Source organism: Micromonospora sp. NBRC 110037, assembly GCF_001652995.1.
GTDB classification, from domain to species: domain Bacteria; phylum Actinomycetota; class Actinomycetes; order Mycobacteriales; family Micromonosporaceae; genus Micromonospora; species Micromonospora chalcea.
Genome location: NZ_BBVA01000002.1, coordinates 2,387,947 through 2,410,625 on the forward strand (window position 1 = coordinate 2,387,947; position 22,679 = coordinate 2,410,625).

Genomic DNA, 22,679 nt, shown 5'->3' on the forward strand with positions numbered 1-22,679 from the left:
TCGGGGCACGCGGACAGCGCGGTTGTCCGCATGCTGCGGCCCAACGTCGTGTCGTCCGCACCACGCCCTGCTGATCACGCCAGCTTGCGCCGTGGTGAACCGTGAGTGACCCTATGCGTGCGCGATGTCCACGCTGTCGTTACCGTTGCCATGGGCCAGCCCGAGGCCAATCTCGCAGGCGCGGCTCGGCGCCATGATCCGCTTCAGTGTCGACCTCGTGCGTCGCATCGAGACAGCGGACCGCTTCCCCTCCCGGGAATTCGTCGAGGCCTGCGACAAGGCGCTGGCAACCGACGGTGCCTTGATGCGGCTGCTGCCGCTGCCTGAGTTCCCCCCCACTTTGATGGAGCGGTGGTTACCTGCTGCCGGCTGGCGCAGGGGTGGCGATAGTTGGTTCGGCTGGTTGCGTCTGGCGGGTGTGCCAGGCGGTCTCGTACTCGTTCGGGCTGAGGTAGCCCAGTTCCGTCTGGATGCGTCGGGTGTTGTACCAGCCGTAATGGCAACCGAGGACGCCCGTACCAGCCGATGGCCGTCGAGCCGGGGAATCGAGAGCGGCGCCTCGTTGAGGATCGTGGCCGCTGCTGACGCCTGTAGAAGTGGCGGGGCGTTGACCCTGGATATCGAGAGGGGCGCGTGGCGGTCACGGCGATCGACGAGGATGATCGTTTTGTGGTTCGCCGGCGGGCTGAGCCTTGGTCAGTCGCAGGCCAGGAGCCTTGCGCGAGTTCGGGCGCCGCCGGTGGCGAGGCGAACGGCTCGTGAGATGTCGTGCGGCAAGCACTGTCCATTAGGGCGTCGCGCCTCGCTGTGGTCCATGACAGGGAGGAGCAACGGTGGTAGCGGTGGCGTGTGGCATCGACTGGGCTCAGGATCACCATGATGTAGCTGTCGTCGACGAGACGGGCGTCGTGGTGGCATCGGTCAGGATCAACGACGATGCCGCCGGCCTCAGTCAGGTTCTTGCGCTGCTGGCCGAGCATGATCCGACCGGCGGGAAACTGCCTGTAGCGATCGAGACGAGTCAGGGACTGCTGGTGGCTGGTCTCCGAGCCGCGGGTCGACAGGTGTTTGCGATCAATCCTTTGGCGGTGTCGCGGTATCGGGACCGGTATCGGGTCTCGCGCGGCAAGTCGGACGCGTTCGACGCGATGGTGCTGGCGAACATCCTGCGAACCGATGCGACCGCGCATCGGCCACTGCCCGCCGACAGTGAGTTGCTGCAGTCGCTGCGGGTTCTGACCCGGGCGCAGCAGGACGCTGCGTGGGACCAGGTCACGCTCACTAACCGGATCCGGACGCTGCTGCGGATGTTCTTTCCCGCCGCCCTGGCGGCGTTCGAGCGCGGCGGACGGCACCGGCTCGACTCACCGGCCGCGCGGGTGATCCTCGCCGCGGCGCCGACGCCTGCGGCCGCGGCTGCGCTGGCTCCCACCGAGCTCGCGGCGTTGCTGCGCTGCGCTGGCCGCCAACGCGGCATCGCCGCCGAGGCGGACAAGCTGCACGGCATCGTCCGTGGCGAGCAGATGCGTCAACCAGCAGCCGTTGAGCAGGCCATGGGCCTGCATCTTCAAGGACTGGTGCGGCAACTCGACGCGGTCTGCCAGACGTTGCAGCAGCTGGAGCAGCGCATCGACGAGGTGTTCACCGCCCACCCCGACGCGAAGATCGTCACCAGCATCCCCGGTCTCGGCGTGCAGCTCGGCGCTCGGCTGCTGGCCGAGATCGGCGACGACCGCGGCCGCTTCGCCGACGCCCGCGCGTTACGTGCTTTCGCCGGTGCCGCGCCTGTGACCCGTTCCTCGGGCAAGAGCAGTTTCGTGCACGCTCGCCGCGCCAAGAATGACCGGATCGCTGCTACCGGATACGTGTGGGCGCTGGCCGCGGTCCGGCATGACTCCCACTGGAACACCCGCTACCGATCCCGCCGCGCCTCCGGCGACAGGCACATCGCCGCCCTGCGTCGGCTGTTCCACCTCATGCTCGGCAAGCTGCACCATTGCCTGCGACACAACACCCTCTACGACTCCAGCAAGGCTTTCGCCGAACCCGCAACCTCAACTGCTTGACAGCCACCGTTGGTGAGATGTCTCGATGTAGGCGAAGATCGCGTTCTCGGTGTCAACGCCGGCTCAACCTTGGCTCTGGCACACATTTTGTGAGTCGCGCTCGGCGGTAGTTCGGGTTGGGTGCCGGAATGGAGATCATTCCGGCGTTGCTGCCGCACCTGACGGGCCTGCGGTTGGACGCGGTGGTGGTCCGGGGCGTCGGGGTCAGGATCGATGCGGCGACACAGACTGTGCGGGCGCGGTGTGGCACTTGCAGCACCTGGTCGACCACAAGGCATGGTCGCTATGTGCGGCGGCTGGCCGATGTCAGGTTGGGTGGTCACGAGGTGCTGGTCGCGTTGACGGTCCGCCGATTCACCTGCGTGAACGGCGAGTGCGGGCGGCGGACCTTCGTTGAGCAGGTCCCGGGCCTGACTCGTCGGCATGCCCGTCACACCGTCGTGGCGGCCGGTGACCTGGAGGCCGTCGCGGTGGCGCTGGGCGGTCGACCGGACAGCAGGTTGGCGCAGCGGTTGGCGGTGTCGGTCTCCCGGTCAACGTTGATCCGGATGATCCGGAGGATGCCCGACCCGCCGCCGGTGACGCCGACGGTGCTGGGCGTGGACGACTTTGCCCGCCGCCGTGGGCACCGCTACGCGACCGTGCTGCTCGACATGCATACCCGCCGACCGATCGACGTCCTGCCCGACCGCACCGCCGACACCCTCGCCGCCTGGCTGCACGACCATCCCGGTGTTCAGGTCATCTGCCGCGACCGAGGCGGCAGCTATGCCGACGGCGCCCGCAAGGGAGCACCTGGCGCGGTCCAGGTCGCCGACCGGTGGCACCTGCTGAAGAACCTCAGCGACACCGTCGAGAAAGTCATCCGCGGGCACCGCCGCTGCCTACGCGCCCACGCCGAACCAACATCTGCCCTGGTCACGCCGGCCGACGAGCCGGGCGAGGCGGGGCGTCGGGCGCCGAACACGCGCCAACGCCACGCGGCCGTGCACGCCCTGCGAGCCGAAGGGCTGTCGATCAGCGCGACCGCCCGCCGACTCGACATGAACGTCAGAACCGCCCGCAAGTACGCCCATGCCGCCACGGCCGAGGCGTTGATTGGCCCGAATGCCAGCAGCCGACCCAGCGTCCTCGCCCCGTTCCACTCCTACCTGCGGCAACGCCTCACCGACGGCGTTCATCAGACCGCTGACCTGCACGGCGAGATCCTGGCTCGCGGCTACCAAGGCAGCCTGCGGGTGCTGCGGGACTGGCTCACCATCAACCGCGCCCGGCCTGCCCCTGCGACCGTAGTCCTGGTGCCGTCGGCCCGGCGGATCACCGCCTGGATCATGCGACCCGGCCACAAACTCACCGACGACGAACGCGTCGATCTCGCCGACGCCCGCCGCCGCTGCCCGGACCTCGACACCGTCGTCGGCCTCGCCCGCGGGTTCGCCGCGCTGGTCCGCCACCAAGGCACCGGGCAGCACCTCGACGCCTGGATCGACCGCGCCCGCCGCGCCGGATACCCCGAGATCCGCGGCTTCGCCGCCGGTCTTGTCGGCGACCGCGACGCCGTCGTCGCCGGCCTCGCTCAGCCTTGGAGTTCAGGTCCGGTCGAGGGCCAGGTCAACCGCATCAAGACGATCAAGCGACAGATGTATGGCCGGGCGAACCTCGACCTCCTCCGCAAACGCGTCCTGACCAACTCGTGAGCCGCCATCAAGATCAATCACAGAATCTGCGCCAGAGCCAGTTTTCAGGCGGAGCCGACAGGGGCGGCTCCCCGCGCACGCGGGGGTAATCCCATCGTCGCCAGCCACCCCAAGGGCTACCTCATCTGCTCCCCGCGCACGCGGGGGTGATCCGACCCGCGCGGACGCGGTGGCGCTGCTCACCGACTGCTCCCCGCGCATGCGGGGGTGATCCCTTCGAGCGGGTCAGCCTCGACGAGGTGCCCGCATGCTCCCCGCGTACGCGGGGGTGATCCGGCGCTGGAGACGATCGACGGCCCGACGTACGCCTGCTCCCCGCGCGCGCAGGGGTGACCTCGGGAAGTTCGCCACCGCACCGGCGTGGTCGATCTGCTCCCCGCGCACGCAGCGGTGATCCCCAGGCCGAGACGGGGAACGCGGAGCGCCGCGACCGCTCCCCGCGCACGGAGGGCTAAATCGTTCACCTCGTCGAGTTCTGTTCCTCCAAGATGCAGGTATTACGACACCAACAAGTCCAATGTGTTCCGGAAGCTAGCGCTCAGGCTTTCAACGATCCGCTGCCCCTTGCCACTCGCTGCGAGTGAGGGACGTCCGATCACCCCGGACTCGGTGTAAGCGCCCATTCCAAGCGTGAGCAGGTGCGGATGCTCGGCGACGTGATCGCTTAGCTCGTAGCCGTCGCGCACGGTCTCCGGCGCCACGTGAAGCAGAATCGAGGTCTCAATCTCCCCGGCGTGCATGTCGTCATGCAGGGTGCTCGCGATGCCGGCATGCTGGCATGCAGCCTCCCAGGCTGTCCGATTCGGGAACAGCGCGAGCTGAGGTCCGGCGACGTTGGCCTGCTGCACGATGTTCGAGAGCACGTAGTTCCCGCCGTGACCGTTCACGATCACGAGGCGCTCCACGCCCGAGCGCTGAAGCGACTCCCTCACATCGGTGATGATCGCGTCTAGGGTGCGTGCGGAGATGCTCACCGTTCCGGGCCAGGCGGCGTGCTCGTGTGAGCAGGAGATTGTGATCGGTGGGAGTAGCAGCAGGTCGTAACGATCAGCCACGGCTGCGGCGATCGCGCTGGCGACGATCGTGTCGGTGGCCAGCGGGAGGTGGGAACCATGCTGCTCAAAGCTGCCGACTGGCAGAACGGCTACTGATGCGGCGTGGCGGCCGGCCTCCGTGGTCGTTGCTGTGGTCCATAGGTTCACTGGCCCATTCTGCCGACTACTTGATCCGCAAGGGCAAGTCGGTCGCGGAAACGCTGCGCCTCGTCCGTCACTCGTCGAGACCCGAGCTCGTGCTCCACACGACTCAGCGCCTTGATCAGACGCATAGATCCGGCATCGAGTGCGATAGTGAGCGCCTTCTCGCCCTGGTCAGCAGCTTCATCCGCTCGACCGAGGTTCGCGTAGCCGGTTGCGAGCCAGGCGCGGGCGAGCGCTTCGTCCTGCCGGTACGCGGATGGCCAGGCCCTCAGCACAGCTTCAAGAACAGCGATGGACTGCTTCGCCTGGCCCAGTATCAGATGACATTGCCCTTCGTACGCCAGCACGTAGGTGCGGGTGCAGTGCAGGCCGATGGTGTCTGGGTCGTCGAGGCCTTCGGCAGCTCCTACCAGTGAATGCGCCTTCTGCAGCGCGGATTGGCAGCGTGCTCGTTGTCCAGCGAGCGCGGCGGCCTGGGCGGTTCGGACGGCGCACAGCGCCCGATCACGGGCTGTCGACTCCTTCCTGGCATCGGCGAACTCGGCGAGGGCGATAGCTTGGGCGCTGTCCCCTCTCTCGACAGCGCGCTGCGCCTGCCGCATGAGGACGTAGGTCGCCATCCTGCCGTCAGCCGCTTCTCGGGCCATCGATAGTGACTGCCGCAACCAGTACGCCGCATCCTGGCTATCGCCGAGGTTGTCGGCGGTCCAACTGGCGAACTCCGCCCACCGCGACTCGACCCGCAGCAGCTCCCGCAGGGTTTGCCCGGCTGCGCCGGCGCGATGCCTTCGGATGATGTTCAGCTCACCCCGAACGACGTCGTGGAGCCGACGTGGGCCGAACGCGTCGTGGGAAGCGGCGAGGATGCGGAGCATGCTCATCCAGTGCGGCACGATGGCGGGGTCAACAGGACTCGTTGACGTCCTTGCCACCGCGGTGGCCGCAGCATGCGTGTCGACGGCTTCAAGCTCCGCTTCCTCAGGCATGGGGGGCAGAGCCTGCTGTTGGCGCATCGCCTGGTCATAGAGGCTGAGCAGTGAGCCGGCTGCCCCGAGGAGCTCATCGCAGCGCTGCCAGAACTCACGCGGCGCCCTCTGCCGGCCGGTCTCGACGTTCGCGATCGTGCTGCGGGCGTAGCCAGTCAGGGGTGCGAAAGAGTGCTGGTTGTAGCCGGCGGCGCGTCGAAGCTGCGCTAGCCGGACGCCCAGCGTCCGCCAACCGTCTACGTCGCCCATCGGCACCTGGCACCCTTCTCCTCGGCGGTCGCGAATGTCGGCAGCAAGCGACGCTGCTCCTCAATCGAGCTGGAACTCAACAGCCTGCCGGTAGCCTATGCGCTCCGGCCGCCAGCGAATGGCCCTTGATGTTCCCGCGCCCTCGTCCCCGGATGACGACAAGCAGCGTGCGCGTTGCTGGTCGGATCGTGACGGATTTCAGGGGATCCCGTCACTGGGGTTGTCGGTAAGAGGGTCGGCGGATTCCGACAATCCTCCGACATTCTGCCCGTCGCTCAACGTGCCGATCGGCACGGCGGCCAACCCTGAAGCGTCTCGCCGCAGGCGCTTTCGACTTCCAGGAGTAGGACCCTCCTGATCAGTTGACCGAGCATGTCAACGCAGTGTCGTAGATCCAATCCCGACCGTTCCCGACACCGGTCCACCTTTCGTTGGCTGGTCAGGCACCAGCAAGTGCAGGACCGGCGCCTCTCCGGCGCGCGAACGGTCCCTGCACCCATCAACCGGGGCGCGTAGTCGGAGCCGGGAGAGGCCCGGCCGCGCATCCCACGAGGAGGTGACGGGATGACGCGTATCAAATGGTTCGTCTCCGGGCAGGATCATCAGTCTTTCACGCCTTTCGGCATCGCCAGCACGGCGACGCTCGCCCGGCTTCGCGACGAGCCGGACCACGAATGCAGCAGGAGGCACCTGCCTCGGTCCGCGCTACGCGCCTCCGCCGCCTCGCTGCCCTGCCGCGACCCCGCCCCGTGACCGGCGCCGAGGAGAGCGACCGTCCCGTCGACCGCTTCGACGCGGCTCGCCGGACCGTGCTCGCCCACAAGGAGGGCGGCGCCTGCTTTCAGTGCCACGACGGCGTATGTCGCCAGAACGAGTGGGCGCTGGAGGAGCTGTCCCGTCATCCAGGTGGCCGTCGCCTCCTCGTACGGCTCCGACTTCTTCGATACGCAGACGACACGATTCAGGAAGGCCAGCCGCGGTGAATCCAGCCCTCGGCGCCGCTGACGAGCACGCCGCCTCGCATGTCCGTTCCGAGCCTGTCCCGGTCCCCCGTCCGGCGCCCGCCGGCGCCGCCTCCGAGCGGACCAGCCGGATCGCGGACGAGTTCTTCTTCATGTGCCACGACGACCGGACCGGCCGACCTCGGTTGTTCGACTCGGCGTTGGCGCACGGCCTGGCCGCTGGGCTGCTCGTCGAGCTCTACTACGGCGGGCGGATAACGTTCGAGCGCGGGCACGTGCGCGTCAAGGACATCCGGCCGCCGCAGGATTGGCTCCAGCACCTGGTCCTGGACCGGATTGCGGCCGAGCAGCAGCACACCGCGACCCGGGTGTGGCTCGCCTTCCTCGGCTCGTCCGCCTATGAGCAGGTCGCCCAGCGGATGTGGCAGTCGGGTCTGGTGCGACCGCAGCAGGCGGGCCCGTTCTGGCGGCAACGCACCCTGTACGTGCCGACCGACATCAACACCGCGGCCTGGTCGTGGGCGCGGCTGTCCCAGCACCTGCGCAACGGCCGGAGCCTGAACGGCGTGGACCTCGCCCTGGCCGGCCTGGCGCTGCACACCCAGCTGGACACGACGCTGCTCGACGGCGCCTCGCCGGCGGTGCGCTCGCATCTGCGGCGGTTGGTCGAGCAGTCGTGGCCGCCGTTGCGGGATCTGCTCGCCGATCTCGGCAGCGTCGTCGGCGGCGCGGTTCTGAGCCACCGCACCTCCTGACGGCACCCACCCCATCCACTCTTCGCGAAAGAGACCTGATGTCGCATTCGACTACTGACACTGTTTCCGAGGTTCTGGCGCGCGGCCGGCTCGGGATCCCCTCGGTGGTGTTCTTCGTCATCGCCGCCGCCGCGCCGCTGACGGTGGTCGCCGGCGGTGCGACCACCGGCTACGCGGTCACCGGCGTGGCGGGTATTCCGGTGGCGTACCTTGTCGTCGCCGCCGTGCTGGCGCTGTTCTCGGTCGGGTTCGTGGCCATGTCCCGGCGGATCGTCAACGCCGGCGCGTTCTACACCTACGTCACCCGAGGGCTCGGCCGTCCGGCCGGTGTCGGCGCGGCGATGGTCGCGCTGGTGGCGTACAACGCGATGCAGATCGGCCTGTACGGCGGGTTCGGCGCGGTCCTCGCGACGTTCCTGCGCGATCAGTACGGCCTGCACGTCACCTGGTGGGTGCCGGCGCTGATCGGGTGGGCTGTAGTCGCCGTGCTGGGCGTGCTGCGCATCGACCTCAACGGCAAGGTCCTGGCGGTCATGCTCGTCGCCGAGTGCGCGGTCGCGCTGGTCTTCGACGCGGTGATGGTCGGGCACCCCGCCGGCGGGACGGTCACCTTCGACACCCTCGCCCCGTCGCACATCCTCGCCGCGGGTATCGGCGCCGCACTGGTCACGGCCATCACGGGTTTCGTCGGCTTCGAGGGCACTGTGGTGTTCTCCGAGGAGACCCGCGACCCACGTCGGACGGTCGCCCGGGCCACCTACATCGCGGTGGCCGCCACCGGCCTGCTCTACGGCCTGTCCGCCTGGGCGATGTCCGTCGCCACCGGCCCGGACAGGATCGTCGATGCGGCCCGCGCCGACGGCACCGACCTCATCTTCAATCTCGTCTCACCGCACCTCGGGTCCAGCATCGTGACCGTCGGGCGGGTCCTGTTCATCACCAGCCTGTTCGCCGCGCTACTGAGCTTCCACCACACCGTCGCCCGGTATCTGTTCGCTCTCGGCCGGGAGCGGGTCCTGCCCGGCGTACTGGGCCGGACCAGCCGCCGCACCGGCGCCCCGAAGGTCGGGTCGATCCTGCAGAGCGTTCTCGCGGTGGTCGTCCTCATCGCCTACGCCACTGTCGGCGCGGACCCGATCGTGCACCTGTTCTTCTGGGTCACGGTGACCGGTGGCCTCGGCGTCCTGATCCTGATGACCGTCACCTCCGCCGCCGTGATCGGCTTCTTCGCCCGTATCGCCCACGGCGAAGGCTGGTGGCCGGCCTTCGTCGCGCCGCTGCTCGCCACGCTCACGCTGACCGGGTTTCTCGCCGCCACGCTACAGGAGTTCGACATCCTCCTCGGCGTCGACGCGCACTCACCGCTGCGCTGGCTCTTCCCGGCCGCCTACGCCATTGCCGCCCTCGCCGGCATCGCCTGGGCATTGGTCCTGCGCGCAACGCGGCCGCAGGTCTATGACGCCATCGGACTCGGCGCCGACAGCGCCACCGCGCCCCTGCGCCGCACCGACAGCTTCCGCCTGCCGGTCTGAACAAGGAGCTCACCATGACCGCCCCCAGCACCGGCGTGACCATCCGTCGCGCCACTCCCGCCGACACCGACCCCTTGGTCTCCGTACTCGTCGACGCGTTCTTCGACGGGCTGGTCGCCGACTGGCTGGTCCCTGACCACGACGACCGTCGCGCCGTCTACCGCCGGTACTTCACCCTCGTCCTGCGTCACGGGCTCGCTCACGGCCACGTCGACACCACCACCGACCGGTCCGCCGTCGCGATCTGGTACGCCCGGCCCGAACCTCCGCCCGCGGCGCCGCCGGAGCACCAGGCGGCGGTGGAAGCCGCCACCGGACCGTACGCGCCGAAGTTCACCCTCCTCGAGGCCATGTTCGACGTGTTCCACCCCCGCGAACCGCACCACTACCTCGCGTACGTGGCGGTCAGCCCCGACGAACAGCGCCGCGGCGTCGGAACCACCCTGCTCGACAGCTACCACCGCCGGCTCGACGCGCTGGGCCTGCCCGCCTACCTGGAGGCCAGCAACATGCGCAACCGCAGGCTGTACCTGCGGCTCGGCTACCGGGCTGGACCGCCGCTGATCCTGCCCATCAGCGGACCCACGATCTGGCGGATGTGGCGCGGGCCGGCCGGAGCCGCCGGCACGGCGGCGTTTCCCGACACCGAGCAACGACCAGCTCGGCGAGCCCGGCCGGCTGCCGCTTCCAGGGCCATATCAGCCCGTGGTGCCTGACCACGGTCGCTTCAAGCTCCGTCCGCATCGGGCGGTAGGGGTGACGCGTCACCGGGACGCGGCCACCCCGGCACCACCTCGGGTCACCACGGCCCGGGAGATCTCGAGATCGGAGGAAGACATGTCCACCAGCACCGCGGAGCAGACCACGGCCACCGACGGCAGGGACTTCGACCTGGACGTCAGCCTGCTGGAGGTGGCTGACGTCGCCGGCCTGGTCAACCTGACCGACGACGGCTGCGGCAGCACCTGCACCGCCTGCACCACAAACGTCGCCTGACCGACGAAACCTCCCCCGAAAGGCCGGCCGGCGCGGCAACACGCCCCCATTCTCCGCGCCGGCCGGCACCCCAACCGACATCCACCCGAGGTGCAGCGTGCGCTCTCCCACAGGCTCTCCGGCATACCGGTCGACCGGTGCCGCGCTCGTCCGCGCGGCCGCCCACCCCGACATCGACCTGCCGCCGTGGCCCGACCTGACCGAACCACGCGACGCCCTCGTCCCCGGCTGGGTGGCATGGCTGCGGCAGGTGTGGACGAACGAAACCATCGTCGACGCGATCAGCCACGCCAGCCCGGTACTCGCCGCGCAGGTCGCCAGGCTGTGCGCCGAAGAGGCCCTCACCGTCCGGGAGACCCGGCGGGTTATCCAGGCCGTCGCCCGCTACACGCAGCGCCTACGCGGCCGGCCGACCCCGTTCGGTCTCCTCGCCGGGGTGGCACCCGCCGTGTTCGGATCACGCTCGCCCACCCGATGGGGCACCGCACACCAGGCCGTCGCCCGGGCGGGCGCCGCCTGGCTCGCCGACGTGATCACCCACCTGGAACGATGCCCGGACCTGGTCGCCCGGCTCCCGGTGGTCGCGAACAACACCATGACGGTACGCGACGACCGGCTCGTCCTGCCCTACCAGCCGGACACCCGACCGCAGGGCACGACGGCTGTGGAGGTGTCGCTGCGGTACACCGCGCCGGTCCGCGCCGCGATCACCGCCGCCCACACCCCGATCCAGGTCGACGCACTGTCCGCGCAGCTGTGTGCCGCATTCCCGCGCGCTGCACCGGCGACCGTTAAGGGGATGCTCGCCGAGCTGATCACCCGCGGCGCGCTGATCACCAGCCTGCGCGCGCCCAGCACGGAACCCGACGCCCTGGCGTACCTGCTGCTCCAGCTCGACGACGTCGATGCCGGCGGCATCGCGGCGGTCGCCGACCTGGTACGCGCCCTGCGCGACATCCACACCGCGCTACGACGCCACCGCACCGCCCACGGCGCAGACGGTCGCGAGGCCCGCGCCCAGGTGACCTCCCGGATGCGTGCTCTCGGCATCTCCGTCCACGAGCCTCTCGCGGTGGATCTCCGGCTGGACGCGTCGGTCACGCTGCCGGACCAGGTGGCGCGGGAGGTGGAACGCGCCGCCCTGGCGTTGACCCGGCTCAGCGCCCACCCCTACGGCACCGCGGCGTGGCGCGCCTACCACCAGCGCTTCTACGAACGGTACGGGATCGGCTCGCTGGTGCCGGTACGCGACGTCGTCGACCCGGACAGCGGCATCGGCTTCCCCGACGGATACCCCGGCACCCCAGCAGACCAGCCACGAACACCCCTGTCCCGCCGCGACGAGCTGCTCCTCGCCCTCGCCCAGCGCGCCGCCCTGGACGGCGCGGACGAGGTGCTGCTCGACGAGGAGCTGATCGCACAACTGGAGCTGGGACCGCCACGGCTGCGGCTGCCGGCACACCTGGAGACGAGCGTCCGCGTGCACGCCGCCGGCGAAGCCGCCCTGGCGCGCGGCAGGTTCACCGTCGAGGTCACCTCCGTGTCGCGGGGCGCCGGCGGACTCACCGGCCGGTTCCTCAGCGTGCTGCGGGCGGTCGACGCGGCGAAGCTGGCCGCCGGCCTGACCGACCTGCCCACCGCCGATCGCGGCACGGTGCCCGCCCAGATGTCGTTCCCGCCGCTGGATCCCGCGACCGCCCACGTCACCCGCGCCACGCAGATCCTGCCCACTGTCATCAGCCTGGCCGAGCACCGGCGCCCGAACCGGTCGGTACTCGCCGTCGACGACCTGGCGGTCGGCTGCGACGGCCGACGCATGTACCTCGCTGCACCCGACCACGGCCACCGCATCGAAGCCGTCGGCATGCACGCGCTCAACCTGCGCACCCACACCCCACCACTGGCCCGGTTCCTCATCGAACTCGGCCGCGCCCAGTGCGCCCAGGTCACCGCTTTCGACTGGGGCGCCGCCGCCCGGGCCAAGCTGCCGTTCCATCCCCGCATCCGCTACGGGCGCGCGATCCTCGCCCCCGCCACCTGGCGGCTGGAAGCTACCGAGCTGCCCGACCGGCGGCAGCCCTGGTACGCCTGGGACGACGCCCTCGACCAGTGGCGGGCCCGCAGGCGCCTGCCCCGGCTGGTGCAGCTGGTCGAAGCCGACCGGCGTCTGCCGCTGGACCTCGACGAGTCCGCGCACCGCGTCCTGCTGCGCACCCACCTGCTCACCGCACCGCGAGCGGTCCTCGTGGAAGCACCCACCCCGCAGGAACTCGGCTGGTGCCGCGGCCGTCCGCATGAGGTCATCCTGACGCTGCACGCCACTGAGCGACCACCCTGGCCGCCCCTGCCCACACCGACGCCGGCCCGCGTCATCGGACGAGACCAGTGCCTAAGCCCTGCCGCTTCTCCGCTGCTGCTCGCGAAACTCTACGGAGACATCCGCCGACAAGACCTCCTCCTCGCCGAGCACCTGCCCCGACTGCTCACTGAGTGGGAGGTGCCGCCGGACTGGTGGTTCCTCCGGTTCCGCGACCCGGACCAGCATCTCCGCCTCCGCATCGCCCTGCCCGACCCGTCGGCATTCGGACCGGCCGCCGGACGTGTCAGCGCATGGGCCGACGATCTACGCCGACGTGGCCTGCTGCGGGAGGTCCAGTACGCCGCGTCCTACCCCGAGACCGGGCGGTGGGGATCCGGTGCGGCCATGCAGGCCGCCGAGGCGGTCTTCATCGCCGACTCCCATGCCGTCCTCACGCAGCTACGCCAGCCCGTCCGCCCGCGCCGACAGGCACTCGTCGCCGCGCAGATCGCCGCTATCGCCGTTGCCTACACCGGCAACGTCGACGCCGGCATGCGCTGGCTCATCGACCACGTACCCCCGACCGCGCCGCAGCCGGTCGAGCGGCCGCTGTTCCACGAAGCCGTACGACTCGCCCACCCCGGCGACGACTGGGCCGCACTGCGCGCTGTCCCCGGCGCCACCGCCATCGTCGACGCCTGGAAGAACCGCGACATCGCCCTCGCCGTCTACCGGACCCACCTACCCGGACCGCACACCGACGGCATCAACAGCGACGACGTCCTCGGCTCCCTCATGCACGCCCACTACATCCGCGCGGTCGGCATCGACTTCGACGACGAGGACCGGTGCCGCTACCTCGCCCGCGCCGCCGCCCTGGCCTACTTCGCCCGGAGCCGGCCATGACCCTTCCATATGAGAGCCACGGCCTCGCTGTCGCAGTCGCCGATCTGCTCGCCCATCCCGACGACCCACGGCTGCCGATCCGGCAACCCTGGTGGCAGCAGTCACTCGCCCTCGGCGTACCCGGCATCGCCCTGCTGCACGTCGAACTGGCAGCGGCAGGGCTAAGACCCTGGCAACGCGCCCACCACTGGCTCACCGCCGCTACCAGCCGACCGGTAACGGCGGGCCCCGACAGCCACCCATTCCACGGCGCACCCGCGCTCGCCCACGTCCTCGCCTGCGCCGCCACCCACCGGCCCGGCGCGTACGCCCGCGCGCTCGACGACCTCGACCGGACGATAGCCGCGGACGCCCGGCGCCGCGTGAGCGCCGCGCACGCCCGCATCGACGTCGGGGAACTACCAGCGCTCGCCGAGTTCGACGCCATCCGAGGATTGGCCGGGGTCGGGGCGTACCTGCTCCGCCGAGCACCCGACGGCGAGGAACTGCCCGCGGTGCTCGGGTATCTGGTCCGGCTGACGCAGCCCCTACCCGTCGGCAGCGAGGTGTTACCAGGCTGGTGGACCGGCAGCGGGCCCTCCGGCCGCGCCCACTCCCGCTTCCCCGGCGGACACGGCAACAACGGCACGGCCCACGGCATCGCCGGACCCTTGGCGCTACTGGCGCTCGCGGCCCTGCACGGCATTGTCGTCGACGGTCAGACCGCTGCCATCGCAACGATCTGCACCTGGCTCGACCGATGGTGCCACGACTCCAAGCCCGGTCCCCTCTGGCCGTACTGGATCACCAGACGGCAACTCCGGGCGGACCGCGCCGAGGTCCACCGCGTGCAGCGGCCGTCCTGGTGCTACGGCACCGCCGGCCTGGCGCGCGCCCAGCAACTCGCCGCCCTGGCCCTGAACGATCACGTCCGCCGCGCCACGGCCGAAGGCACACTCGTACGCGCTCTCGCTGACCCGTGCCAGCTCGCGGCGACCACCGACCCGTCGCTCTGCCACGGCCACGCCGGCCTGGCCCACATCGCGCACCGGATGGCCGCCGACGCCCTGCCCGACACCGCCGGGACCCTCGGCGTGCTGGTCCCTCGGCTTCTCGGCGCGCTCGACCCGGACGGCGCCGGGCCCCGGCGTGCCGCAGCTGACCTGGCCGCCGCGAGCCCTGGCCTGCTCGAAGGCGCCGCCGGCGTCGCGCTGGCGGCCCTCAGCTGCAGCAGCGCGGGCGCGTCAACCAGCTCCTGGGACGCCTGCCTGCTCACCGCCCCGCCTGCCCATCCCCTGACGTGAGGACGTCGAATGCCAACACCCGCCTGGCGGCAGTACACCGTCGAGTTCCCCGACCCCACCGCAGCCGAGGACGTCGCCGCCTCCGTCCTGGCCCCGGCGCTGGCCGCCGCGCAGGACGAGAGCGTGCTGCACGGGTGGTGGTACGTCCGGAAGTACCCCACCTGGCGGTGGCGCTACCTTGCCGACGACCCGACCTCCCACCGCGTCGAGGACCTGCTGGAGACACTCGCGGGCCAGGATCGAATCACCAACTGGACCCGAGGCGTCTACGAACCGGAGACCCTGGCCTTCGGCGGGTCGGCCGGCATGCAGGTAGCCCACGAGCTGTTTCATCAGGACAGCCGGCACCTGCTACTCGACCTGCCTCCCGCCACCCCGCTGGGAAGGCGCGAGCTCGCCGTGCTGCTGTGCAGCGTCCTGATGCGCGCCGCCGGTCTGGACTGGTACGAGCAGGGCGACACCTGGGCGAAGGTCGCCGACCTCCGGCCCTCCCCCGGCCTCGCAGTGCCAGAGCGGGCCGCCGAACTGGCCCGAGCGATCAACCGGCTCATGACCGTCGACGCCCACAGCCTCGCGAAGACAGGCGGACCACTCGTGGGCCTCGGCCCATGGCTCGACGCCTTCGCAACCGCCGGCCAGGCGCTCGCCGACCTCGCCCGGCACGGCCGCCTCCGACGGGGGCTACGCGCCGTCATCGCACACCACGTCATCTTCCACGCCAACCGATCTGGCCTGTCCGTTCAGGACCAGTCCACCCTCGCCGCGCTCGCGGTCCGCAACGTCTTCCACCACACCACGAGGAGCACCGTGTCGATCGCAGAACCCACGCCCACGAGCACTAGCGTCGATCGAGTGACCAGCGACCCCGCCGACCTGCGCGCCGCACTCACCGACGCACTGCGCGCCGAGAACATCATCCGCACGCCCGGCGTCGAGGCCGCCATCCGCGCCACCCCGCGCCACCTGTTCCTGCCCGGCGTACCGCTGGAGCAGGCCTACGCCGATGCTCCCATCTACACCAAGACCGACGGCCGAGGCGCCTCCATCAGCGCCGCCTCACAGCCACGAATCGTGGCAATGATGCTCGAACAACTCGACGTACGACCCGGCCACCGGGTCATGGAAGCCGGCGCCGGCACCGGCTACAACGCCGCCCTGCTCGCCGCCCTCACCGGCGACAACGGACGCGTCGTCACCCTCGACGTCGACGAGGACCTCGTCGACGGGGCCCGCAAGCACCTGGCCACGGCCGGCGTCACGAACGTGGACGTCATCCTCGGCGACGGAGCGCTCGGCTGCCCCGACGGCGCACCCTACGACCGGATCATCGCCACCGTCGGCGCCTACGAAACCCCGACAGCGTGGCTGGAGCAGCTCGCCCCGAATGGGCGACTCGTCGTACCGCTGCGCCTGCGTGGCGCCGCCTCCCGCTCGATCATCCTCCAGCGGCACGACGGCGGATGGCGCGACCAGGGCAGCGAGCTGGCCGTCTTCATGCCGCTGCGCGGCATCGGCGACGACGCCCGCCGGCAGGTACCGATCACACCGGAGCAGGACGTGATCCTCCAGGTGCACAAGGAACAGGACGTCGACGCCGCGGCACTGGCCGGCGTGCTTCACACCGAGCGGCGCAAGATCTGGACAGACGTGTTCTTCCCACCGATGGTGCCCTACGAGTGGATGGACCTCTGGCTGGCCTGCCGCCTCGACAACGCCATCATGCGCATGAACGTCCAACCCGCAGCCATCGAACGCGGCACCGTCACCCCGATGTTCCCCTGGGGCGCGATGGCCACCACCCGCGGCGCCGACCTCGCCTACCTCACCATCAGGCCCACCCCGACCAGACCCGACGGCACCAGACTGTACGAGGTCGGCGTCATCGGTCATGGCCCGGACGGCGCCGACCTCGCACACCAGGTCAGCGAGGAGATCCGCACCTGGAACGCCACCTACCGCTCCCGGAACGTCCGCTTCGAAATCCCCGACGCTCCCGCCGAGGCGGACCCGTCGGTCGGACGCTTCGTCCTTCCGCGGCCGCACCACCCGCTCACCGTCATCTGGCAGTGACCGTGGAGCTGGACAGCGCGGTGCTGCGGCGCTTCCCGCTGGTCGCGCGGCCACGGCCCATCGCTGGGCCGCTGGTTGAGCGGGTCGACAATCTGTGCGCACTGGCCGAACGCGCCGTGCGAGAGCACGACCGAGCTGCGGCGTCGGCCGCCTACAACCAGGCTGCTCTGCTCGCGTCAGACTGCGGCCAGCCGGACCTGGCCCGCAGGTGGTGCCACGAGCACGCCGACGCGTACCTGCAAGCCGTACCTCTGGACGCGCGGGCGGCGCGGTATGCGCTGGAGCCCTTGGTCAACCTCGCCCGGCTGCACGTTCGCGACCGCGACGGCGACGCCGCTCTTTGCCTCCTCACGAGCCTCTTCGAGGCGGTGTCGTCACGGACGGACACGGTGATCGACGGCCAGGCGCTGCCGGCGAGTCAGCTGACTCGCAGCGAGGACGAACACCATGAGGTGAAGCAGTGGCTGTGGAGCGTGCTCGTGGCGGAGGGCGCCCGTGCGCTGGCTGGTGCCGGCCGGTGGAGCGAGGCGTACGCGCACCTTGAGCGGCACCGTGGCATCGGCCAGCGGATGCTCGACGGACGTCAGGTGGCGGTCATTGCCCATGTCACGGCGGGTGATCCGGAGTCGGCCCGGGCGCTGGTGGCCGGAACCGCTCGGGGTGAGCCGTGGGAGGAGGTGGTCACCGGCTGCTTGGCCCACCTGTGCGACAGGTCTTCGCGTGCGAACTTGGACCTCGCGTTGGAGGGCTACCTCGGTCTACGGCCGGCGCAGGGCCTAGCTGTCTTCGAAACTCGGCTGGGCTTGACGCTCGTTGACGCGTCGACCGGAGCGGATCAGCGAATCTTGCCCAAGCTTGTTTCGGAAGTGGTTGCCAGAGCGGTCGGCTCCGGTGACGCCTGCGCTGCCCGCGAAGTTCTCCTCCACGAAGGTCTCATGGCGGCCCTTGACGGCTGGCACACCACCCAACTCAGGACCACCGTATCGGCCAGCGGGTTGATCTTGGTCTCACTTCCGGTCTGGTCGCGGGAACGCATCGACGGCGTCCTCGGCGCTTGTCGCGCTGCGATCGCTGAGGCCTGGTGAGCGCCTCGAATCGAGCGCCTGCGATCAACGAACCGGATTCCTTGCGACCCCTCCAGGGATGATGGCGACCGCCGTGCCCATGGACGGCGGGCTGAACGTCAATATCGCGTTGCGATCCCTTCAGGGTGATGAGCAACGCTGGGCTAGCCTGCTCTCCGGGTGCCGGCTCCTGTTGGGGTCATTCCAGAGGTGACGAGCGACGGCGTACCAGCCCGGCTTGGAGCGCAAGACCCTTGATCCGTACTTGGCGGGTTGGCGCAAGCGGGTGGTACCGACGCTCGGTCACATTCCCGTTCGGATGATTACCAATGGCGCGGTGGATCGGGCGGTGCACTCGTGGATCGCCGACGAGTACAGCCGATCGACGGTGAAGAACAGTCTCGCCGTGCTGGTCCGGGTGATGGAACAGGCGGTACGGGACGGCATCATCCAGCGGAATCCCGCCCAGGTGACCGGTTGGCAGCGCGAGTACCAGCGGGCCGCCGACGAGCTGGACGATCCTCGCTCACTGGCACCGCCCGATTGGGAAACGCTGACCACTCTTGCCGCTGCACTGGTCGACCGCTCCGCGAATCACTTCACCGGATGGGCCGACGTGGTGATATTCGCCGCCTGTACCGCCGCCCGGATCGGCGAGGTTTCCGGCGTCCGCGCCGAGGACATCGACCGGGAAACGTGGATGTGGACGGTCCGTCGCCAAACCACGCCCGGTCCCGGTGGTCTCATTGACAAGGGCACCAAGGGAAAGCGCGCCGCGCGGTGCCGCTGATTGAGGAGGTCCGGCCGATCGTGGCTCACCGCCTGGACGTCGCGACCAAGCCCGACTCCCGGCTGTTCACCGGGCCACGCGGTGGCCGGGTCAGCACCGCCGTACTACGCGACGCGACGCATTGGGATGAGGTCGTTACCGCACTCGGATACGAACACCTACGCCGCCACGACCTGCGGCACACCGGCCTTACCTGGATGGCCGACGCAGGCGTGCCGGTACACGTCCTAAGAAAGATCGCCGGACACGGGTCACTGACCACAACCCAGCGGTACCTACATCCGGACCAACGGTCAATCAGAGAAGCGGGTATAGCGCTCAGCGCCCATCTCAAGGTCCATCGGTTCCCGAAACCATTCGAATCACGCGCCGTTTAGTAATGACGATTGGCTGTGCGGAGCGTCCGGACGCTCCGCACAGCCGAGCAGCCTCAGCGAAGCTCGTAGGACCGGATGAGATGAGGGCGCTCGCTCAGTAGCGCTTCCAGGCGCGCATCGTTCCACACTTCAATACTGGGTCGACCGCCTCGCGCATTGTGCCGCTCAATCCACGCAACAGCATCAGTCGTAAAGCGCCCGCTGGTCGCAATCACAAGTACATCGAACGGAGGATCCTGCCAGTGCCCGATACTCACAATTGCTGAACTAACATCGACATCACGAACGGGCCGCGAGAGCCAGTGCTTGCACTGAATCGCTACCCTTTGTGAGCTGTGACCACTTAGAGGATCTCGTCGCAGGCGCGTTGCACTTACGTCTCGACCGTGGTCAGGGGCGTTGGTGTGCATTAGCCAGTCGACGTTCTCATAACCATCCGTCTCGACTACCAGCTGAAAAATTAGCCGCTCAAAAGCTCCAGAGTCAACATTCGACCAAGCAAGTTCTAAGCCAGGACGCCTGACCGGAAGGTCGATCGGCGAGTACGCCATTGGATCATCGAGATCTAGCGACCGCACAAAAAGGAGGTGAGACAGAGTGGACAGGGGAAGGCGTGAATCTCTCCGGTAAACGGAAACCTGCCACCCTTGAGCATACGCCCGGTCAACATCGGCCGAGATTCTCGTTACCGCACTATTGGCTGCTTGCTTCGCAGGCACTTTCTCTCTCACGCGGTAGGCCGCGCTTTCTTTCGCTGCCCGCCAGATAAAGTAGAACACTTGGCCGATTGAATACCACTTAAGAGCCCGGCGGAACACGTCGTCCGTTTTCTGTCCTGGCGCAAACTCCAAGCCGTGACGCTTAAGCATGTTAACGAGGTATGCCTTGCACTCCGCGACGGCAACGTCCAGCCAGAAACTCGGGAACTGTTCGACCCAGCGATCCGGCCACGAGCTACGCGAAGAAATCTTCCCGAAACTCTTAAGGTAGTCGTCCACACGATCATCTAGGGACCCCCTACCAGTCAGGTAGTAGGCACCGTGCGTGGGATAGAAGGAATCACTAAGGCTGCCGTCGTCGTTCCAGACAAACGATTCGGGCGACGAGGAAGGATGTAACTGCACCAGCCCCGAGTCTCGCAATAGGCTGAGCAACTTTACATCGTACTCAGTAGTTGGGGTGAAACGGTCAGTGCGTTGCGCAATTGGTGCGGTCACTCCGCGAGACAACTCTTCCGCATCTTCCAGCAAGGCAGCCAACGCGAAAGCCTCCTGCATGTCGAGATCCTCGGCACGAGGGGTCGACTCGTCCTCCACTACAGGAAAGTGATCACGTATGACTGCCGCCCTCGCGGCATCTGCTCGTTTGCGCTGTTCAGCCTGCCGCTGCTGTTCAGCCTCCACGCATGTCTGACATCGGCGATCGACGTACCGAGCACTGGACGTCCATTGCGCCCGGGACCGGAAAATGAAGCCTTCGCCACATTCGCTACAGCAAAGCTCGGCCGAGCGGGCATAGCAAGCCTCGGACACAACCTTGCTGACCTTGTACGAAGGGTAGCCAAAGGTGTCAGCAAGATCCTTCACAGCGTGGGCAAACGAGCCGTCTTCGCGCGTTGCCCAGTACGCCGAGCAGATTTCACTCAGATGCTGATGCTCTGGATCGATCTCAACCTCGAACCCCGGCACAAGCCCTCCACCCCGCTGGGGCTTCCGTTTGGCCCTTCGGGGCCAGCAACGGTCCCAGACGGTCCCCAGCCTCGACCGAGGGCAGGCCCACGGCTTAGCGAGAACCTGCCGCTGACCTGCGGCTACATACCGTCGGGACGGCCGGATTCGAACCGACGACCCCTTGACCCCCAGTCAAGTGCGCTACCAAGCTGCGCCACGTCCCGATGCCCCCGCCGGGTCTCCCCTGCGGCAGCCGGTACAGCTTAGCGCAGGATCTTCGCACCGTGCGCAGAGGCCCCTCCCGCGCCGCGCGCCACACCCCCTAGAGCATCCTAGGAGGGTGTGGCGCGACAACACCAAGAGCGCCAAGTAGAGCGTCAGCCGTGGGCCTTGCCCCGGCCGCCGGGGCCGAGCTTCTTGCGCGGGCGTACCGAGATCTCGATCGGGCTGCCCTCGAAGCCGAACTCCTCGCGGAGCTTGCGCTCGACGAAGCGCTGGTAGCCAGCGTCGAGCGGGCCGGTGGTGAACAGCACGAAGCGCGGCGGCGCCGCCCCGGCCTGGGTGGCGAACAGGATGCGCGGGGCGCGTCCGCCGCGTACCGGGTGCGGGGTGGCCTGGACCAGCGCGGTGAGCCACTGGTTGAGCTGCGCGGTCGGGATGCGCGTCTCCCAGCTCGCGAGGGCCTTGCGCAGCGCGGGTGCGAGCTTGTCGACGGCGCGGCCGGTCTTGGCAGACAGGTTCAGCCGGATCGCCCAGGGGATGCGCCGCAGCTCGCGGTCGATCTCCTTGTCCAGGTAGTAGCGGCGGTCGCCGTCGACCAGGTCCCACTTGTTGAACGCGATGACCAGCGCCCGGCCGGACTCGACCACCATGGTGAGGATCCGCTGGTCCTGCTCGCTGATCACCTCGCTGGAGTCGATCAGCACCACGGCGACCTCGGCCGCCTCGATCGCCGAGGCGGTACGCAGGCTGGCGTAGTACTCGGTGCCGCTGGCCTTGCCGACGCGCTTGCGCAGACCGGCGGTGTCGACCAGCTGCCAGGTCTCGCCGCCGATCTCGACCAGGCTGTCGACCGGGTCCACTGTGGTGCCGGCGACCGAGTCGACCACCGCCCGCTCCTCGCCGGAGAAGCGGTTGAGCAGGCTGGACTTGCCGACGTTGGGGCGGCCGACCAGCGCCACCCGGCGTGGGCCGCGCGGCCGGTTCTCCACGATCGCGGGCGCCTCGGGCAGCGCGTCGAGGATGGCGTCGAGCAGGTCGCCGGAGCCGCGGCCGTGCAGCGCCGAGATCGGGAACGGCTCACCGAGGCCGAGCGACCACAGCGAGGTCGCCTCCATCTCGATGGTGGTGTTGTCGGCCTTGTTGGCGATGAGGATCACCGGCTTGGCGCTGCGGCGCAGCATCTTCACCGCGGCCTCGTCCACGTCGGTGGCGCCGACCATGGCGTCCACCACGAACAGCACCACGTCGGCGGTCGCCACCGCGGTCTCGGCCTGGGCGGCGATGGCCGCGGCCCGGTCCTTGGCGTCGGGCTCCCAGCCGCCGGTGTCCACCACCGTGAACGCCCGGCCGTTCCACTGCGCGTCGTAGGGCACGCGGTCCCGGGTCACGCCGGGGATGTCCTCCACGACCGCCTGCCGGCGGCCGATGATGCGGTTGACGAGCGTGGACTTGCCCACGTTGGGGCGGCCGACCACGGCCACCACGGGCTGCGGGCCGGCCGGCTCACCGGAGTCGACCTCCGGCTCGCGCAGCTCCACCCAGCCTTCGAAATCCTG

At 69.2% G+C, this 22,679-nt stretch carries 15 protein-coding genes, 1 tRNA gene and 2 pseudogenes; 12 read left to right on the forward strand and 6 right to left on the reverse strand.

Annotation, left to right across the window (positions count from 1 at the left end):
• Positions 1 to 169: 169 nt before the first annotated feature.
• Positions 170 to 322: pseudogene (locus A4R25_RS32135) on the forward strand (helix-turn-helix domain-containing protein); the annotation flags it as partial.
• A 33-nt stretch (positions 323 to 355) separates the two neighbouring features.
• Here A4R25_RS32135 and A4R25_RS32215 read toward each other — a convergent pair.
• Positions 356 to 619: an IS3 family transposase gene (locus A4R25_RS32215; protein ID WP_373888003.1), complete on the reverse strand. Its 264-nt coding sequence runs from the start codon at positions 617 to 619 to the stop codon at positions 356 to 358.
• A gap of 214 nt (positions 620 to 833) precedes the next feature.
• Here A4R25_RS32215 and A4R25_RS09730 point away from each other — a divergent pair, with 214 nt between their 5' ends.
• Positions 834 to 2,066: an IS110 family transposase gene (locus A4R25_RS09730; RefSeq protein WP_064446384.1), complete on the forward strand. Its 1,233-nt coding sequence runs from the start codon at positions 834 to 836 to the stop codon at positions 2,064 to 2,066.
• Positions 2,067 to 2,194: 128 nt separating this feature from the next.
• Positions 2,195 to 3,763: an ISL3 family transposase gene (locus A4R25_RS09735; RefSeq protein ID WP_064446385.1), complete on the forward strand. Its 1,569-nt coding sequence runs from the start codon at positions 2,195 to 2,197 to the stop codon at positions 3,761 to 3,763.
• A gap of 497 nt (positions 3,764 to 4,260) precedes the next feature.
• On the opposite strand, the gene A4R25_RS09740 is transcribed toward A4R25_RS09735, so the two are convergent.
• Together A4R25_RS09740 and A4R25_RS09745 are read right to left on the reverse strand one after the other, a co-directional pair.
• Entirely contained in the window at positions 4,261 to 4,965 is a 705-nt protein-coding gene (locus tag A4R25_RS09740; RefSeq protein ID WP_030502743.1) for a creatininase family protein, read from the reverse strand.
• The gene (locus A4R25_RS09745) at positions 4,962 to 6,197 is read right to left on the reverse strand and encodes a helix-turn-helix transcriptional regulator (RefSeq protein WP_157539011.1); all 1,236 of its coding nucleotides are present in this window, start codon (positions 6,195 to 6,197) and stop codon (positions 4,962 to 4,964) included. The genes A4R25_RS09740 and A4R25_RS09745 overlap by 4 nt, the downstream gene beginning before the upstream one ends.
• Before the next feature lie 979 nt (positions 6,198 to 7,176).
• Between A4R25_RS09745 and A4R25_RS09755 the strand changes: the two genes are divergently transcribed.
• From A4R25_RS09755 to A4R25_RS32140, 9 genes and pseudogenes are all read left to right on the forward strand, one after another.
• Positions 7,177 to 7,914, forward strand: coding sequence for a GPP34 family phosphoprotein (locus tag A4R25_RS09755; RefSeq protein WP_030502740.1), 738 nt, complete (start codon positions 7,177 to 7,179; stop codon positions 7,912 to 7,914).
• A gap of 38 nt (positions 7,915 to 7,952) precedes the next feature.
• Positions 7,953 to 9,446: an APC family permease gene (locus A4R25_RS09760; RefSeq protein WP_064446387.1), complete on the forward strand. Its 1,494-nt coding sequence runs from the start codon at positions 7,953 to 7,955 to the stop codon at positions 9,444 to 9,446.
• Positions 9,447 to 9,460: 14 nt separating this feature from the next.
• Positions 9,461 to 10,162 (forward strand): N-acetyltransferase, encoded by a 702-nt coding sequence (locus A4R25_RS09765; RefSeq protein WP_064446388.1) that lies wholly within the window; start codon positions 9,461 to 9,463, stop codon positions 10,160 to 10,162.
• Between the two features lie 121 nt (positions 10,163 to 10,283).
• Positions 10,284 to 10,442 carry an FxLD family lanthipeptide gene (locus tag A4R25_RS30565; protein ID WP_082930958.1) on the forward strand — a complete coding sequence of 53 codons (159 nt, stop codon included), beginning with the start codon at positions 10,284 to 10,286 and terminating at the stop codon, positions 10,440 to 10,442.
• Positions 10,443 to 10,539: 97 nt separating this feature from the next.
• Positions 10,540 to 13,647 carry a lantibiotic dehydratase gene (locus tag A4R25_RS09770; RefSeq protein ID WP_197494867.1) on the forward strand — a complete coding sequence of 1,036 codons (3,108 nt, stop codon included), beginning with the start codon at positions 10,540 to 10,542 and terminating at the stop codon, positions 13,645 to 13,647.
• On the forward strand, positions 13,644 to 14,930 hold the full coding sequence (locus A4R25_RS09775) for a lanthionine synthetase C family protein (RefSeq protein ID WP_064446551.1): 1,287 nt from the start codon (positions 13,644 to 13,646) through the stop codon (positions 14,928 to 14,930). The genes A4R25_RS09770 and A4R25_RS09775 overlap by 4 nt, the downstream gene beginning before the upstream one ends.
• Positions 14,931 to 14,939: 9 nt before the next feature.
• A complete protein-coding gene (gene fxlM, locus A4R25_RS09780; RefSeq protein WP_064446389.1) occupies positions 14,940 to 17,000 on the forward strand; it encodes a methyltransferase, FxLD system in 2,061 nt (686 codons plus the stop codon).
• Positions 16,997 to 18,085 (forward strand): hypothetical protein, encoded by a 1,089-nt coding sequence (locus tag A4R25_RS09785; RefSeq protein WP_082930959.1) that lies wholly within the window; start codon positions 16,997 to 16,999, stop codon positions 18,083 to 18,085. The genes fxlM and A4R25_RS09785 overlap by 4 nt, the downstream gene beginning before the upstream one ends.
• Positions 18,086 to 18,299: 214 nt before the next feature.
• A pseudogene (locus A4R25_RS32140) lies at positions 18,300 to 19,231 on the forward strand (tyrosine-type recombinase/integrase); the annotation flags it as partial.
• A 53-nt stretch (positions 19,232 to 19,284) separates the two neighbouring features.
• Here the strand turns inward: A4R25_RS32140 and A4R25_RS30570 are convergent.
• The 3 genes from A4R25_RS30570 to der all read right to left on the reverse strand — a co-directional run bounded on the left by A4R25_RS30570 (position 19,285) and on the right by der (position 22,661).
• The gene (locus A4R25_RS30570) at positions 19,285 to 20,919 is read right to left on the reverse strand and encodes a restriction endonuclease (RefSeq protein WP_157539013.1); all 1,635 of its coding nucleotides are present in this window, start codon (positions 20,917 to 20,919) and stop codon (positions 19,285 to 19,287) included.
• Positions 20,920 to 21,051: 132 nt separating this feature from the next.
• Positions 21,052 to 21,125 (reverse strand) — tRNA-Pro (locus tag A4R25_RS09795).
• A gap of 153 nt (positions 21,126 to 21,278) precedes the next feature.
• The gene (gene der / locus A4R25_RS09800) at positions 21,279 to 22,661 is read right to left on the reverse strand and encodes a ribosome biogenesis GTPase Der (RefSeq protein WP_176722856.1); all 1,383 of its coding nucleotides are present in this window, start codon (positions 22,659 to 22,661) and stop codon (positions 21,279 to 21,281) included.
• Between the last annotated feature and the right edge of the window lie 18 nt (positions 22,662 to 22,679).

Coding starts and splice junctions, on each gene's coding strand:
- A4R25_RS09735 (WP_064446385.1), top strand. CDS start 2,195: ATGGAGATCATTCCGGCGTTGCTGCCGCACCTGACGGGCCTGCGGTTG.
- A4R25_RS09745 (WP_157539011.1), bottom strand. CDS start 6,197: ATGGGCGACGTAGACGGTTGGCGGACGCTGGGCGTCCGGCTAGCGCAG.
- A4R25_RS09760 (WP_064446387.1), top strand. CDS start 7,953: ATGTCGCATTCGACTACTGACACTGTTTCCGAGGTTCTGGCGCGCGGC.
- A4R25_RS09765 (WP_064446388.1), top strand. CDS start 9,461: ATGACCGCCCCCAGCACCGGCGTGACCATCCGTCGCGCCACTCCCGCC.
- A4R25_RS30565 (WP_082930958.1), top strand. CDS start 10,284: ATGTCCACCAGCACCGCGGAGCAGACCACGGCCACCGACGGCAGGGAC.
- A4R25_RS09775 (WP_064446551.1), top strand. CDS start 13,644: ATGACCCTTCCATATGAGAGCCACGGCCTCGCTGTCGCAGTCGCCGAT.
- fxlM (WP_064446389.1), top strand. CDS start 14,940: ATGCCAACACCCGCCTGGCGGCAGTACACCGTCGAGTTCCCCGACCCC.